Source organism: Chryseobacterium tongliaonense, assembly GCF_041224435.1.
Lineage (GTDB): Bacteria > Bacteroidota > Bacteroidia > Flavobacteriales > Weeksellaceae > Chryseobacterium > Chryseobacterium tongliaoense.
In genome coordinates this window covers 153693-169676 of record NZ_JBGFFD010000002.1, presented here as the reverse complement: position 1 = coordinate 169676, position 15984 = coordinate 153693, and the positions used below count along the sequence as shown (strand labels likewise).

Below are 15984 nucleotides of genomic sequence, written 5' to 3'. Positions count from 1 at the left end.
AATTTCAATCCTTTTCCACAGATATACAAAAATATTTTGCCAGAAACAAAAAACGCTTTATATTTGCACCACTGAAAACGAAGGCATAGCCGGAGTTCAGGGAGAGTTGGCAGAGTGGTCGATTGCGGCAGTCTTGAAAACTGTTGACTGTAACAGGTCCGGGGGTTCGAATCCCTCACTCTCCGCAAGATGCGAAAATTAAAAGTTTTCAAAAAGCATCAAAAAATAGATAAATCCTGCAAAATCAATGATTTGCAGGATTTTTATATTTATAACAATTGCTAGAATTTTCAAAAACACTCCAAAAGTTTGTGGCAAAATCGTGGCAATATTAGAAATTTAAAAAACTTGCCACAGAATTTGGTTTAAACTCTTGAAAATCAACATGTAAATTTGCTTAACGACTTGACTTTAAGAGGCTTTGGTTCGATATTTATAAACTTTAAAATGTTTAATTATGTTAGAACAAAGTTATGGGCTTTCTTTCTTTTTAAAGAGCTCAAATGTAAAGAACAAATCAATCCGCTTTATTTATCTACGGATTACAGTTGATGGCATTCCAAAAGAAATTTCTACAAAAAGAAAATGGGATGTTATAAGATGGAACCAAAAGGAAGAGAAAGCCATTGGTACAAAAGAAGACGCTAAAGAATTGAATTTCTTTTTAGATTCTTTAAGAACAAAGATTAACAGCCATAGGACAGAACTTTTGAATAATGATAAGCCTATTACAGCAGTTGATCTTATAGATTTTGTAAATGGCAAGTACAAGTGTCAGAATTCTGTATTAGAAGAATTTCAGGAACATAATGATGAGATATCCGCTTTAGTTAGAACTGGAGAATATTCGGATGGAACTCGCGAAAGATATGTTACTGCTAGATCACATGTTCAAGAATTTATCAACTACAAATATGGGCGTAAAGATCTTTCGTTTTCTGCATTGAACTATGAATTTGTAAAGAATTATGAATTGTACCTAAAAACTGTTAGAAAGTGTTCAAATAATACTTCTCTTAAATATATCAGTAATTTTAAAAAGATAGTACTCCGCGCGGTTGCAAAAGAGATTATTCCTAAAGACCCATTTAAGCTTTTTACAAGTAAAAAAACAAAGATTAAAAAGAGACCGTTGACAAAAGTCGAATTGCACAGAATTGAAGAAAAAGAGTTCTCATCTAATAGATTAACGGTAGTTAGGGATATATTCGTTTTCCAATGCTATACAGGGTTATCTTATATTGACGCTTTTCAATTAAAATGGCAGGATATTAAAGTGGCGGAAGATGGAAGTATGTGGATTATGTCCAGTAGGCAAAAATCAAAATCAGGTACTGATATTCCTTTGTTACCGAAAGCTATTGAGATTATTGCAAAGTATAACAATGATCTGGATTGTATAAGGAGAGGGGCTGTTCTTCCTGGTCGCTCAAATCAAAAAATGAATGAATATTTAAAGGAAATTGCAGACTTATGTGATGTTTTTGAAACACTTAATACTCATAAAGCCCGTCGTACTTTTGCAAGTACAATTACTTTAAACAATGGCGTTTCAATTCATGTTGTTAAAGAAATGCTTGGACATTCTTCAGTAAAACAGACTGAAGAATATGCTATTACTGAACAAGAAGCAATAGCCAGAGAGATGAAAAAATTGGAGTCAAAGCTCAATGATAAAAGTGTGAAGTCATCTGATAATTTAAAAATTCTTCTTTCTACTCTTCAAAAAAAATAGAAGTTATAAATAATACAGAGCAAAACTCGAAGAATGTAAATGATTTAAATACTTATAAGTTGTTAGAATTTATATTGAATATGGCTAAAAGTACTGAAGAAAAATTTTAATAAATTAGGAGTTGTAATATTTATACTATAAATATTAGAGTTTGATCTGGATCAGAATTTTGATATGTTAGTAACTTAGTGTATTAAAGAAACTTTTTGTGTTAACTTACTTTATTTTTAACTTTAAAACTGTTATTTTACGCACAATGATACATGAATACAAAGAAATTCCATGTTGGATAACATATATCCATCCATATACATTTATTGTACCTGATGGGGAGAATCCGTGGACAATTCCCTTGAAAGAAATTAATGATGTTTCCTATAATCATAGTAATTTACTTAGAGTTGTAACAAAATTGCAAACGGAGGAAAATCAACTGGATTCTTTGATTTGTTATGATGGAACTATTGGATTAGCTCAACATGGCAAATTTCAAGAAAAAAATCATGCTATTAACTATTTTAATAAAATTCTTCTTGCTTTAAATCTAATTGGATTCTCCGTAGAATATGTTGATCATAGAGACGTTTTATCAGGAGCGTTTGAAGATGGTTGGAAGATTAGCAATAGCGAAATGGGTGGTAGTGCATTGTCCCATCTGCATTCCAAAAATAGATGGCGTGTAGGCAGTAATATGGATAGTATCTATCTTGACAATCCTAGAATACTAACTGTAAATGAATTTAAAGGGTTATTAAAATTGGGACTAAATGTATTAGAAAGTATTCCAAATTTATCGCCAAAATTTTTAAACATTGGACTTACGGAAATTAAATATGGTAATTGGGATCTTGTTCTTTCTAACCTATGGATTTCTTCTGAACAATTAGTTGATTTTTTATGGCATTCCAAATTTTTAATAAACATTGATAAGGACTCTAATTCGCCTATTTCGGGAAGAAAACAATCACTGAGAGATGATAACAGGACATGGAGTTCATCCGTCAAATTGGAATTATTATTTCAAACTGGTTTGATTGATAAAAATACATTTGAAAATTTATTTAATGCAAGAAAAGTAAGGAATAAACTTGTTCACGAAGGCAAATCTGCAAATAAGGAAATTGCTATTGGTTTACTATCAGCTATTATAAATTTATTAAAGACATTGGTTGGGCCAGATGTAATTAAGTTAATAGTGCCCATCTTTAGAAATAGTTTATCTGTTAATAAAAGTATGATTTTAAACTCGGAGCTGTTTGATGGTTGGCGTAATATTCCAGATAATGAAATTATTGAGAAAGTCTTAGGTTATCAAACAACAGAAAATGCAAGGAAATTATTTATGGAAAAAAATAAAAACATAAATAATTCTAAAATCGAGGACTAAGGTTGTAGTTGATAAACTAATTTTTCCAAGTAATGTTAAAACACTTTGAAAATTTCCTTGTAATAAAGATTTGTAAAGTGAAATTTAATTGATCGCTTGAATTTGTATCTTATAGAGTATAGAACTTTTTCGTTTGATGCGGAGGAGGTTATCATTATAAATACAACAGAAAGTTATTTTGTTAAGGCTGGTGAGCTTTCGGACGCTTTGATAAACTTTAATATAAAAATTAAATATAAAGATAAAAAAGACAAACTTGAAAATATGAATATTCCAATCAACAAACAGCGTTTTGAAAAGCTTAAGAAACTATCAAACGTGTTGGCGTTCGAAGAGGTATATCGACTTGATTTTTATAAATAAGGAAATAATTCCATTAATATTTTAAAGGATGATGTCTTAATCTCTCTTTCCAAGTGGAGGGGTTGGGTTGGTAGACCGTTCCGTTTTCCTATATTGCTATAGATCTTTTAAAATTTAAGTGCTTTTAACCTTAAATGTGATGTGTAATTAGAAATCTTAAAACTCAATATTCTAAACATATTGAGTTTTTAGTTTTTACCTTGTTTACAAAATAATGGGTCCAAAATTTCAATTGTACTTTTGTATCCAGGATGATAAGATGGTGTATATTTTATATATTTGAACTCTTGCAGCTGTTTAAAATATTTATGATATGTCGGGATTGTATCTATATGTGATAAGGACATTAATTTGTTTCGGCTGACTCTAATTACCTTCTTTTCACTCTGTCTATATGCTAACAGAATTATTGCTATAAGTAGACTAATATGCCATACATTAAGCCGTGGGTCTGTAGTAATAACAATCTCAAGATAAAAAATACCTTTTTTTGATGCATCAATATTCATTTTCAAAAAGGTTTTGGATATCAAATCTATTATAGTAATATGAGCCCATTATTTTTTTATATCTCACATTACCCTTAATCCTTAGATTTTGCAAGGTTGCAGGTGAAATATTCAACATTTTTCGGATGGTCTTACTTCTTAACCAATCTAGCTGTGGTTCTGCTTTTTTTGTCAGTTTATTTTCAAATAAATAGTTAAGATCGGACATTAGTTGAGTGCGGAATAATTCTAAGTCTCTTTTTGTAATGAAGTCCATAATATTCTACTTTTAATTATAGGATTAAAAATAGTTATAGATCAACAATAAAATATGGTTTGGATTGTTAAGGTAAGATTTGTCTCTAATAGTCATAAGTGTTTTATGTGTAGTGTGTTATAATGTTTTCTAGGTGATTTACAAAGAATTTCAAAGTTAGTAGATGAGATCCTTAAATTTCTACAAATAGTACATTTTATTTGTATTGCCAATTATGTAGTATTCTTAGACTTTATAACTATTGTCTTAATGAAAAGTTAAGAAGAAATTATATGAATTAGTAGTTACGGAAAACCGTTTTAGTTATTGCTTTTCTTTTTGCTATTTTTACTAGTTCGCTGAATACTAATGTTTGTGTTCGCAAAATAATAATGCTATTGATAAACTAATAATTCAAATTTAACCATGAAAATACCTGATCATTAGAGACAAGATCATTAAATGTCCTGATGAGAATTGCAACTGGTTTCAGTATAGAAATGTTTGTGGTGTAAAACTCAATATTATGCAGATAACTTCACTTATTAAAAACAGAAAAACTCCAATCATCAAAAATATGAAAGCTAAGAACGGTAAAAACTTCAGTGCATTTATGGTACTGAAAGATGATTGCAAAACAATATTTGAATTTCCTGATACCTAAAATTTATGCCATCAGTACAGATCATATTCTTTAGAATAGTTTATTTAACATAGTTTGGTTTTTAAATCCCCAATTATTCTGTTCTCGCTAGAAATAAAATATGATCCACTAATTTCCAGCATTCCGACATAGTCTTCTCTAAATGTTCTTCCTCCAATAATTTGTTTTTCACCAAGTACAGTCCATAATATCTTCAGTTTATTTTCACGCAGATATTCTAAAAATGCGTTCTTTTTAATTAAAAAAAATGATCTTGAATTATCATGGTATACATTAGTGTCGAAACAGACTAATTCATTTTTCACACCTGTAAATACACCTTCTCTGTCTGAATATTGTAACTTCATTCCATTAAACAATTGAATGCTTGGTTTTAAGAAACTGATTGTATTTTCTTTTGATTTATCAAACTCTTCCTCCCATCTGTAATTTTCAACTGGAACAATTACCGATGTAATGAACTCTCCTGTTTTTTTATCATTGACATATCTCTCCTGTTCTCCTCCATAATATTCGGTTCTGAAATATTCATAGGCTGGTGACCAATAATATTCGCGATTAAAAATCTCATATCTATCTCTGCTTTCAGGCATCCATCTGCCCATAAAGTTTTGTTTTTCAGACCAATGTTGAAAATTGTCAAATTCCTCTTCTTTAACAATATAACTTCTTATTTGAAACCACAAACGTTTATGAGCATAATTCCATTTTTCTTCTCCAATTTTTTTTGGTTCTGCCCATTCGGGATATCCTTCAAGAACTAACCATTCTTCATTATCACTATCAACAACACATATCATATTTTCTCCAGCTGGCAAATCATCATTTGTTTTAACCCAGTCCACATTAGAGTAACTCCAGTTGAATTCATTTTTGCTAGACCACCAAAAATCTGACACGATATCTTCATCAAAAGACGCTGTTTCTTTTATAAGAATTGTTGGATCAATATCTCTAATATATGGATTCCAAGGACCTTGGTATGGTTCTTCACTATCAGTGTCAAATCCCCATTCCTCATACTTTTTAAAATTATCAGAAACCCGTGCAATCATTTCATATAATGCCAACCATTGGTATTTTTTACCAATTCTTTCATTTGGAATTGAGTCTCTTCCTCTGCCGGATCCAATTTCACTATCAAATTCTCCATGTTTTTTTGGATCGTATCCGTATTTTTCGAAGATCCATTTGATTGCTAAATTGCTTAAGGCATTTGAACTAACGTTCCAACTGCGTAAGGCACTTTGAAAAGTATAGCGTCCAAAGTCACCGTAAGAACGTCTACCATGTTCAACACCCATTGACATCAAAATGGCAGTAATACCCCATTTTTCTTTTCCCCAATAACCATCTTCTTTAGGATCAAATTCCTCATCTATTGATTCATCTGTCGGAAGCTCCTCTTCAAAATCACTTTGGTAAGGAGGTCTTATTTTGTTAATATTAATATGGGGATTAGGTTCATGATGGAGAGTATATTCTATAACTCCTCGTGCATAGTCCCTTAATAATACATGGGGGTATATTTCTCCATCTTTATTAAAGATTGTTTCAAATATATATTCACTTAATTCCTTAAGAATTTCTTTTTGATTCGTTCTTAGTGCGCAACCATATGCAACCGCAAAAAGCCTTTCATAAACCGAAGGGTCGTTTACTTTTTCAAACATCTTTAAGATTTCTAACAAAACCTGCAATCTGTTTTGTAACAAACTTACTAATGCTTTTGTAGCACAATCTCTCAATTGTCTATTAGTTGATGTGTGAAACCAAGCTAATGTTATGCCAGCTAATTTAATAGATTCATCTGAAATATAATCTCTATCAGTTTCGTTCCAAGCCCAATCAATTAACCTTTTTACTGCCGAATCATCATCATATTTATATTTTAAAATCTCAGTCCACTGTGCATCTCTGTCTGCCATTGAAAAGCTCATTAAATGTTCGTGCAGTGAGTAGGCATTGAAATAGTGTTCGGGTATAGAAGATACGGATAAAATAGTTTCCCAAAATAAGTCAGAAGTACCTTCATAATTAAAAACAAAATTATTTACATAATCTCTAGATCGTTCGTCAATAGTATTCACTTTTCTCCATAATAGACTCTCTACAAAAGATTCAATGATTGAATAATTATCTTTTAAATGAGGAACAAGTTCATAAAATTCCTTTCCTGTTTTTTCGGGTATCTGTATTGAGAAAGCGTCTATCAGACCTTGATTATAATACAAATCATTTTCGTCTTTAACATACTTAAAAAGGTTTCCTCCGTCTTTAAATTCTAATTCTAAATCAGGATATTTTGTAAGTAAATACTTACAAAGTAAATGGTCTTCAAATCTTTCGTAAGCTAAGTAAATACCCTCCTCGTATTCACCTTTTTGTTTCCAAAATAAATTTTTAGAAAATATGCCTTCGGAAATGAGTTCATCAAGGAAGGTTCCTCTTTTTGATACATATTTCGATACCGTGTCCTCAATTAATTCAATTGCCTTCTCGTAAACTATATATTTTACATCATTTTCAATTTTATATTGAATAATTGCAGAAATTGATTTATCAACTAAATTTAGTCCATTTGAATACTCAAACCTTTTTGGTGTTGCTAGTACTTCATTTACATTTTTTACAAAAAAATCGATTATTGAAGTAATACCTTGAATTCCATCGGGGATTTTATTTTGCCCTGACTTATATATTCCCTCACAAAAGAGCTTTAGAAATAATGGATTTTGAAATTCTGGGTGTAAAAGAGGAACATTAGGGAGTTGTATGTTGTAATTGGTAAAAAATAATTTACTTGCTTCATATTCGTTACTTCGGAATCCATATAATCTATGTTCTATAACATGCAGCGCTTTTATTTCATCCTTGGGAAAGATCAGATTTTTATACGAAGAGCGAATGCTTAATGCTAGGCCTAAATGTTTGTGCTCTTTTATTTCCTGAATAAAGCTTTTAATATTATCGCTCCAAAAATATTTTCCTCTACCTTCATTTATTGCATCAATAAATATTATTATTTTTTTTTGACGATCTCTAGCTCGGTCATCAAGCGTTTTTAAGAAATCTTTAGATGAACTGTTAATTTGTAATTTCTTAAATATTTGAACCCATGGACTTTCGTCTGATGTAAAATGTTGACCTAGAAGAAAAATACTTTCATAATTATTTTCAATTCTTTTGGAAACTATATCTCCAAACATATGGGATTTGCCAATTCCTGCCTCTCCATCCAACACTAAATAAGGATTGTTTGCTAATTTACATATTGTACTATTGATGAAACTTTTGAAACTATCTATAGAATTTTCAAATTCCCTAATATGTCTTAACTCATATCCATATTTGTGATAGAACTTGTAATCCTTCTTTTCTTCTTGTATCTTTCTCTCTTCATTTATATAATAATTTTCTATTTCCCGAATTAATTTTTCAATTGATAGTAGATTAGATTCAATTTCTTCGAAGTTAATTTCTAAACTACTGTCATAATCAATTTGTGAACAAATTTTAAATAGATTATCAAGCTGTTTTTCCAACAATTGGATTTGTTCTTTCGTTTCTTCATTTTTACTTAATACTTTTTTGCCTTTAATGAGTAAGTCATCATATTGTTTAGTAATTAGATTTTTGAAGTCATAAGTTCTTCCAAGCCCCTCAAATATTTTTGTTATTTCAAGTTCAAAATTTAATTCAGGTGTATACCTTTTTCCTAAGTCAACAATGGATTGTTTACAATGATTTCTAAACCAATTGTCATCCGGATTAAAAGTAAGAGCCGACTGTATTATTGCAACATTTAATCCAACTTTGTCAATCTTATTTTCAATTATATTTAAACTTTCAGCTATTTCATAAATTTTGGATTTATAATTCTCATTTATAAAAATAGATTTGAGTTTTTTATCCGCTTTTACTTTGGAAGAAAACAATGTATAGAAGCTATTTAGTTCCTCCGTTGTTGGAACTTTTATTCTTGGATTTTCTTTAAATTTTTCAATTAAATAATCTTTTTGTGGTAGTTCCTCTTTAAATAGTAAGTATTTATTGAGCTCTTCAAACATAACTTGAGAATGAAAAAAAGGAAATTTATCACCGGGTATTTTATCTGGATATAAACCATTATATTCTTCAATCGTACTGTATATTACTTTGATAAGTTGATTTTTATATTTTGTTTCAGGGAAAAACCATTTTTTAAATCTTCCATATCCTTCTTCTTTTAGAAATTGGTCGATAAACTTCAATGCTATATATGAAATTATTGTTACTGATACGGGCTCCATAATAATGTTAAATAATTTAATGATAGTTTTTTGCTGTTTATTTTACGAAAGCATTGAACTACAAAGATTGGCTAATAACTAAATTACTAAAATGTAAAATTAAAACAGTTGAAAACAAAAAAATTTGTTTTCAATTCTACACTCGCTGAAAGTTTTTAAATGTACTCATGTGTGGCTACCAATTTGATCAATTTCATTAGATTTTATTACTAAAGTTTTTATTTTTAATTTTTCAAATGTTTTTTCAGCCTTATATTTACACCTGTCATCATTTGTTATAAATACATCACAATGTGAGGCATAGAATGTATGAAGCCCATCATCAAACATATTATTAAAATTGGCGTCACTTTTATATCCTTGCAAATCAAACGTGTAAAATGTTTCAATTACTTTATAGTAGGATTCATTGTCATTCTCTTTAATTTCAAATTTTGGTTTGTAGGTTTCAGCAATTGAGAAAAAACCGTTTTTCAAATGTTTAGGAATTTGATCATTGTTCCTCATGTAGTTAACGACATCTTTATTCCCTTTTAAGGAAGAAATGTTTTTGGATAATTGAGCCTTAAAAATTTTATAAAAGCTGTAGTCTGACTTAAGCTTTATTTGAAAACTATATAAGTCAGCAAACAAGCTGTACAATGAATTTTCTTGAATTGTTGTTGGAAACATCAATTGAGCAAATTTATCTTTACCGATTTTAGACACCCACTCATAAGGTAGAGGAATGTTTTTCGTTAAATGGATAGGACTTTTATCACCTAAACCAAAATCGAAAAGTTCATCTAAGGTTTCATCAAAAATATCTAATTCATCTTTTTTCGAATTGAAAAATTCAAAAATATCTCTTTTATGCCACCATACATTCCTTTCTCCCCAGTACTGACAAATGCACAAATCTTTTGTTAGTTTCTGTATGTTTTTTAGATGTCCATCAATATATGTAGGATTCTTTTTCCAACCTCGTAATAAATCATTTAGATGTGCATTGGAGTAGGGAACATCAATGTTGTTGTTAGAAACAAAATTTAATAATGCAAGATATTCATCCTTTTGATTTCCTTGCAGTAAATCAATTTTTTCCAATCTATCAAAGATGTTTAAATCAAAGTATATTATCATAATGAAAGTTTATTTTGAAATAGCAATTATAAAAAGATCTGTTTGAAATAGTTTTGTAAAGATGGCTAAACATTAGTAGCTATAAAGTTACTATCAAAGTAATCAGATAAATTACGGTTTTCCGTAAAGCGGGAGAGTTTTATTTAGCAGCTATAGCATATCCTTATACTCGATTACTTGCACATGATCACCAATATTGTTTTTCACCGCATTTGCAATTTCCAGTTTATTATTATCTGTGATGTTTTTACCTAATATAACATGATGAAAAGCTTTTGTCGGAATTTCAATTTGCCTTTTATCTAATGAAACGCCATCAAACCAAAATTTTTGTGTTCTGTATTCTTTTTCAAATTCCCATTCTTTGAGTTTATGATAAATTTGTTTATATCTTTGAGTTTCTCTGTCCATAATTGGATCTGGCATTATTATAGGTAGACTCTCAACATACTCAACCTTTCCACCGCCGCCTAGTGATTCAAATAAAATTCTTGAATTATAACCGATGCAAAAACCGGTATGATTATTTGCATATTTTTGCCACATTCTTTCTAGTTTGTTCTCAGCAGTTAAGCACAAAATACCAATTCTTTTAAAGTACTCTTGAAAATATTTTTTTTCATGTTCGGCATTTATTTTTTTGCTTTTATATTCTTTGGCTTTAACCAAAGCCCTTATTTTGTCTCTTTTCTGCCTCCTACTGAGATTTGGTTCTGATTCATTTACAAGTCTTTCGTAAAATTGATAGGCTTGCTTTTCAGACATCAGATCATACCTTATAGGAATTTTGCAATCAAGTTTATCTTCAAATTGATCAGGAGAGGATAAGTATATTTCTTTATTTTCAATAAATCTACGGTTGTATGGGTTTTCCCAATCACGATATTTATAAAGTACTTCTGGAAATTCTATGTCGTCTAAAGTGCCAAAATTGAGTTGTGGTTTCATAAGTAGTTAATATTTTTAAACTAAGATAATAAACACATAAGAATTGTAATATCTCAGGAAGTAACAATTTTTTATAGATTCTACACAAAACAATAACTTTTTACGTTTATCAACTTTCGTTTTCTTACAATTTCTGCTTCATGGATGTATCTAAATTTGTCATAGGAAAAACTAAAAAATGCGCTATCATGGAATATTTATACAAACAATATTTGTCAGAAAATAAGAATATCCGAGTTGAAGAAGGGATTATCATCATTCCTGATATTAGTGGTTATACAGATTTTGTCAATAGTATATGCATTGAAGCTGGCCGTTATATTACCAGAGAACTACTTTCTACAATTTTGCAAGCCAATAACATTGGGATGAACGTATCAGAAATCGAAGGTGATGCGATATTATTTTACAAATTTGCTAAGAAGCCCCCAGTACAGAAAATCTTAAAACTGTATGAATCAATGCTAAAAAGCTTTACGATAAAACTTAAGGAAATTGAATCTATCATTGGGTATGACTTAGGTCTGTCACTAAAATTAGTAGCCCATTATGGGACTTTCTCAGAATATACTATTGGAACTTTTAAAAAACTTTATGGGGAACCAATTGTTAAGGCGCATGCCCTTTTAAAAAACACGATAAAAAGTAAAACTTATATATTGATGACCAATGCTATTGCTTCTAAGGAATCGATAGAAAAGGAATATTTTTTTGTCAATTATCAATTAGAGAACAATTTTATAACAACCATAAAAAAGGAAAGAAATGGAACAAACAACAAAAACAACATTCGACCAATCAGCTTACAATCCGGTATTGTTTAAAAGCTATAAGGCAACTAAAAAACTAATTAAGTATAGCTTTTACATAGCTTTAATTTATTTTGCCTACGAAGGCTTTATGGCTTGGGATTAATTTCTCATTGCGTAACTGTCCGCCGTTGATGACAATAATTCATCAGCGGCTTTTTATTGTTCATCAGCATTGTGAAATTTTAAATACATTTGTTTAGGCTAAGAATCTATAGAAGCAAAACAAAATGAATTAGTTTTACTTTAAAGTGCTAACGGTTTTAATTCTAAAAGTTGGAAATATGAAAGATTATAATAGTTACCGAATATCTGCACCTACAGAATTTAAAGATATTTTTTCACATTTTTATTATGCTGAGAATAGATCTAAGGAAACTGTAGAAAAAACACTTTTACCTTCGTATCAGACGATCATGATTTTTAGTTTTGGTACTCCTGCATCGTTTATTTCTAAAAACAAAGAAGAAATTAAGGTTGAAAAATGTATTGTGTTGGGACCTATAAAACATGCTTTTAACTATATTTTGCCTGAAGGGGCGGAGATTTTGGTTTGCAATTTTAAAGATGATGCTTTTTTCAGATTTTTTGGAAATACAGATTTGACTGAAGGTCTGGCTACGCACCCGGATGAATTACTTGATCAAAATTGTTTTACAACACTTTGGTCTGAATTAAAAAAGATTGATTCTAATGAAAATCGAGTTCAGGCTGTGTTAGATTTCTGTCAACCCTATTTACGGGATCGTAACAGAATCGCAGAGCAGATTGCTACCTTTGATCGGACTACCTTTAGCCCAATAAAGGAAATCTCTAAAAAGAACAAATTATCGGAAAGATCACTACAGACCAATCACAAAAAACATTTTGGCTATACCTCAAAGGAGATTTATCGATATCAACGTTTTTTAAAAGCTATTCAAATTATCCAGACCATTTCTTGCCAAAGTAGTAAAATAGATTGGTTTGATATCATCAATCAATGTGGCTATTACGATCAAAGTCAACTTATTAAAGACTTTAAATATTATATTCATCTCAGTCCTTCAAAATACCTGAAATTTCAGGAATCAATATGTGATCCTAAGAATTAATTGAATTTTTGTTTTTTTTATATGTATTATATACCAATCAATGTTATGATTGGTTGAGTTTATCTATGTTTTTTTAATCATACAAGTAGGTAAAAGAAGACTTCGTTTTCTTACAATTTTAGAGACTGTAATAGACCGAATTTTGAGGTATTAAAAAACAGTTTTTATGAAACAGACAAATCTTCTAATTACAGGAGCAACGGGAAGTGTAGGTACGCAACTCGTTAAGAAATTGGTTAACATGAATGTCTCTTTTAGAGCACTTGTTCGCAACAATGATCAGGGAGACCTGATGACTAATTTGCCACAGGTAGAAATAGTCGTTGGTGATCTGTCGGATAGTGAGAGCCTTGTTCAGGCATTGCATGGAATCGAGAAAGCATTTTTGCTTACCAACTCATCAGAGTACTCTGAAAAGCTTCAACTGAACTTTGTTAATGCAGCACATAAAGCAGGTGTAAAACATATTGTAAAATTATCTCAGCTGGCTGCAGACCAAACTTCTCCAGTTCGTTTTCTCAGATACCATGCTATTGTTGAAGATAGAATCAAAGAGTTGGGAATGAATTACACATTTTTACGCCCCAATTTGTTTATGCAAGGTCTTATAGCCTTTGGACATTCCATTAAATATGAAGGGAAATTTTATGGTTCGTTGGGAAATGCTACTGTTAGTGCTGTTGACATTAGAGATATAGCAGGAGTTGCGGCGAGAATATTAACAGAGAATGGGCATGAAAACAAAATCTACAATATAACGGGAAAGGAATCTATCACACATTTTCAAATGGCAGAAACGCTTTCTCGCGTTTTAGACACTGAAATTACCTATGTAGATTTAAATTCCGAACAAATGCAGGGAGCATTAACTGTGGCTGGATTTCCGGAATGGCAAATAGGTGGTCTTATTGAAGATTATGCTCATTATGCAAGAGGTGAGGCCTCTGAAATTTTTAATACTGTCCATGATGTAACGGGAAAACCGGCAATCGACTTCGAACAGTTTGTTTATGATCATTTAAAGTTTTTCAAATAATTTAATAATCTTAAAAATAATATACAATGAAAAAGTTAGTTTATGGTTTGCTTTTAATAGTGGGGCTACTTGCAATAACCATTACTTGTCTTGAAGTATTCACTTCATACTCGGTGTCAGAATCTATCAATAAAGAAGCTCCTGTAAAAACCTATCAGGAAATTACAATAAATGCTCCTGCACAAAAAGTTTATCAGATTATGAGTGATATAGATCATTGGACGGATTGGCACAGTGATGTTGAAGATCCTAAATTAAATGGACAATTCAAAAAAGGAAGCTCTTTTGATTGGAAAAGTGGTGGATTAACCATTCATTCTACTTTGCATACCGTACAGCCAGGGCATAAAATCGGTTGGTCAGGTAAAGCTTTCGGAGCATTTGCCATTCACAATTGGTCATTTACAGAGCACGATGGAAAAACAACGGTAAAAGTTGAAGAAAGTATGGAAGGATGGCTAGTATCCCTAATGAGCAAAACATTTCAGAAAGGCTTAGAAAATTCACTGCAAATCTGGCTAAAGAATCTTAAGGTTAAAGCAGAGAAAAAGTAGATTTTAAAGTAGTTATTTGTTTTTAAATAATTTGATCAATAAGAATCCGGAGAGCGTACAACTCTTCCGGATTCAAATTGTAAAATTAATTGATAATGAATTGTTTATTTTAATAAAGGAACAACTTACTTCAATATGATCAGTGATCAGAGGTTGCTTTTGAGAGAAAATCCTCGATCTCAAGATTTTTAATTTTCGGATTACCTCCTGCGCGGCTGGCAACAAGAGCTCCTACTGCACTGGCGAAATCTAGGGCATTTTGAGGATTTTTGTCACTTACAAGTTTTGTAATAAGGGCGGCTAAGAAAGAATCTCCTGCCCCCACCGTATCAACTACTGTAACTACAAAGCCATTGTGGTAGTATAACATATTTTCCCATAGCAGTATAGAACCATGTTTTCCTCGGGTTACACAGATGGATTTTGTCTGAGTCCTATTGGCAATAAATTTGATGTTTTCTTCCAATGAATTTGACCAAAAGCCAAGTTTGGATGCTATTTCAATAATTTCATCATCATTGAATTTAATAAAGTCAGCCTTATTCATTAACTGTGTCACTGTTTCAATAGTATAATGTGGAGCTCTAAGATTAACATCAAAGACTTTATACATTGTCGGATTACTCTGAAGAAGTTCAAAAAGAGTATTTTTGGATATATCGTTTCTGCAGACCAAGCTTCCAAAAAAGAAAATATCGGTTTGCCATACTGCTTTTTTTACATCTGCATTTATTCCAATATAATCCCACGCTGAAGGAAACTTAATTTCGTAAGTAGCAGAACCTCTTTCATTAAGATAAACCTGAACAATCCCTGTTTCATGCTCTTGATGGGTAATGATGGTATTGCATTCAACTCCATTTTTTAAGATATACTCTTTTAGATCATTTCCATTTTCATCATTTCCTACGGCACTGATCATGGTTACCGGAAATCCAAATGACCGGGTCCTTAATGCCAGGTTAAGGGGGGCACCGCCTACTATTTTTTCTTCTCTAAAAACATCGAACAAAATTTCTCCGAAGCTTACTACTTTAAGATTGGTATTTTTAAACATTATTATTTAGGGCTTTTTATTATAATATTAGCATAAACGCTGCTAAACGATTTTAAAAAAAATTAAATTATATGTGCAGATAATATTGGAAGAGAAAGAAGATGAAACATTTATATTTTAATAGTCTGTGAAAGTTAAGTATAATTCATAAACTTATCTACTTTATTCATGACTGTCCA

11 protein-coding genes and 1 tRNA gene are annotated in these 15984 nt (G+C 30.7%); 8 read left to right on the top strand and 4 right to left on the bottom strand.

Annotated features, from left to right (window positions below; translation table 11 throughout):
* The first annotated feature begins 100 nt into the window (after nucleotides 1-100).
* The 4 genes from AB8P06_RS05100 to AB8P06_RS05085 all read left to right on the top strand — a co-directional run bounded on the left by AB8P06_RS05100 (nucleotide 101) and on the right by AB8P06_RS05085 (nucleotide 4893).
* Nucleotides 101-185, top strand: a tRNA-Ser gene (locus AB8P06_RS05100).
* 272 nt (nucleotides 186-457) lie between these two features.
* The gene (locus tag AB8P06_RS05095; protein WP_369838777.1) at nucleotides 458-1735 is read left to right on the top strand and encodes a phage integrase SAM-like domain-containing protein; all 1278 of its coding nucleotides are present in this window, start codon (nucleotides 458-460) and stop codon (nucleotides 1733-1735) included.
* Nucleotides 1736-1991: 256 nt separating this feature from the next.
* Nucleotides 1992-3122, top strand: a complete 1131-nt coding sequence (locus AB8P06_RS05090; protein ID WP_369838774.1) for a hypothetical protein — start codon at nucleotides 1992-1994, stop codon at nucleotides 3120-3122.
* A gap of 1543 nt (nucleotides 3123-4665) precedes the next feature.
* The gene (locus tag AB8P06_RS05085; protein WP_369840034.1) at nucleotides 4666-4893 is read left to right on the top strand and encodes a topoisomerase C-terminal repeat-containing protein; all 228 of its coding nucleotides are present in this window, start codon (nucleotides 4666-4668) and stop codon (nucleotides 4891-4893) included.
* A gap of 44 nt (nucleotides 4894-4937) precedes the next feature.
* Here AB8P06_RS05085 and avs2 read toward each other — a convergent pair whose 3' ends face one another.
* The 3 genes from avs2 to AB8P06_RS05070 all read right to left on the bottom strand — a co-directional run bounded on the left by avs2 (nucleotide 4938) and on the right by AB8P06_RS05070 (nucleotide 11255).
* Complete coding sequence (gene avs2, locus AB8P06_RS05080) at nucleotides 4938-9185, bottom strand: AVAST type 2 anti-phage system protein Avs2 (RefSeq protein ID WP_369838771.1); 4248 nt, start codon at nucleotides 9183-9185, stop codon at nucleotides 4938-4940.
* Nucleotides 9186-9350: 165 nt separating this feature from the next.
* Nucleotides 9351-10271: a hypothetical protein gene (locus AB8P06_RS05075; RefSeq protein WP_369838769.1), complete on the bottom strand. Its 921-nt coding sequence runs from the start codon at nucleotides 10269-10271 to the stop codon at nucleotides 9351-9353.
* A gap of 186 nt (nucleotides 10272-10457) precedes the next feature.
* The gene (locus AB8P06_RS05070; RefSeq protein ID WP_369838766.1) at nucleotides 10458-11255 is read right to left on the bottom strand and encodes a DUF2971 domain-containing protein; all 798 of its coding nucleotides are present in this window, start codon (nucleotides 11253-11255) and stop codon (nucleotides 10458-10460) included.
* Nucleotides 11256-11443: 188 nt separating this feature from the next.
* Between AB8P06_RS05070 and AB8P06_RS05065 the strand changes: the two genes are divergently transcribed.
* The 4 genes from AB8P06_RS05065 (at nucleotide 11444) to AB8P06_RS05050 (ending at nucleotide 14748) form a co-directional block, all read left to right on the top strand.
* On the top strand, nucleotides 11444-12079 hold the full coding sequence (locus AB8P06_RS05065) for a DUF2652 domain-containing protein (protein WP_369838763.1): 636 nt from the start codon (nucleotides 11444-11446) through the stop codon (nucleotides 12077-12079).
* Nucleotides 12080-12348: 269 nt separating this feature from the next.
* Complete coding sequence (locus tag AB8P06_RS05060; protein WP_369838760.1) at nucleotides 12349-13158, top strand: AraC family transcriptional regulator; 810 nt, start codon at nucleotides 12349-12351, stop codon at nucleotides 13156-13158.
* Between the two features lie 166 nt (nucleotides 13159-13324).
* Nucleotides 13325-14194: an SDR family oxidoreductase gene (locus AB8P06_RS05055; RefSeq protein WP_369838757.1), complete on the top strand. Its 870-nt coding sequence runs from the start codon at nucleotides 13325-13327 to the stop codon at nucleotides 14192-14194.
* A gap of 26 nt (nucleotides 14195-14220) precedes the next feature.
* Nucleotides 14221-14748: an SRPBCC family protein gene (locus AB8P06_RS05050; RefSeq protein ID WP_369838754.1), complete on the top strand. Its 528-nt coding sequence runs from the start codon at nucleotides 14221-14223 to the stop codon at nucleotides 14746-14748.
* Between the two features lie 139 nt (nucleotides 14749-14887).
* On the opposite strand, the gene AB8P06_RS05045 is transcribed toward AB8P06_RS05050, so the two are convergent.
* Nucleotides 14888-15805 (bottom strand): carbohydrate kinase family protein, encoded by a 918-nt coding sequence (locus AB8P06_RS05045; protein WP_369838752.1) that lies wholly within the window; start codon nucleotides 15803-15805, stop codon nucleotides 14888-14890.
* Nucleotides 15806-15984 lie beyond the last annotated feature (179 nt).

Excerpts from the sequence above, each read along its gene's own strand:
- AB8P06_RS05095 (WP_369838777.1), top strand. The coding sequence starts at position 458 with ATGTTAGAACAAAGTTATGGGCTTTCTTTCTTTTTAAAGAGCTCAAAT.
- AB8P06_RS05090 (WP_369838774.1), top strand. The coding sequence starts at position 1,992 with ATGATACATGAATACAAAGAAATTCCATGTTGGATAACATATATCCAT.
- avs2 (WP_369838771.1), bottom strand. The coding sequence starts at position 9,185 with ATGGAGCCCGTATCAGTAACAATAATTTCATATATAGCATTGAAGTTT.
- AB8P06_RS05070 (WP_369838766.1), bottom strand. The coding sequence starts at position 11,255 with ATGAAACCACAACTCAATTTTGGCACTTTAGACGACATAGAATTTCCA.
- AB8P06_RS05065 (WP_369838763.1), top strand. The coding sequence starts at position 11,444 with ATGGAATATTTATACAAACAATATTTGTCAGAAAATAAGAATATCCGA.
- AB8P06_RS05060 (WP_369838760.1), top strand. The coding sequence starts at position 12,349 with ATGAAAGATTATAATAGTTACCGAATATCTGCACCTACAGAATTTAAA.
- AB8P06_RS05055 (WP_369838757.1), top strand. The coding sequence starts at position 13,325 with ATGAAACAGACAAATCTTCTAATTACAGGAGCAACGGGAAGTGTAGGT.
- AB8P06_RS05050 (WP_369838754.1), top strand. The coding sequence starts at position 14,221 with ATGAAAAAGTTAGTTTATGGTTTGCTTTTAATAGTGGGGCTACTTGCA.
- AB8P06_RS05045 (WP_369838752.1), bottom strand. The coding sequence starts at position 15,805 with ATGTTTAAAAATACCAATCTTAAAGTAGTAAGCTTCGGAGAAATTTTG.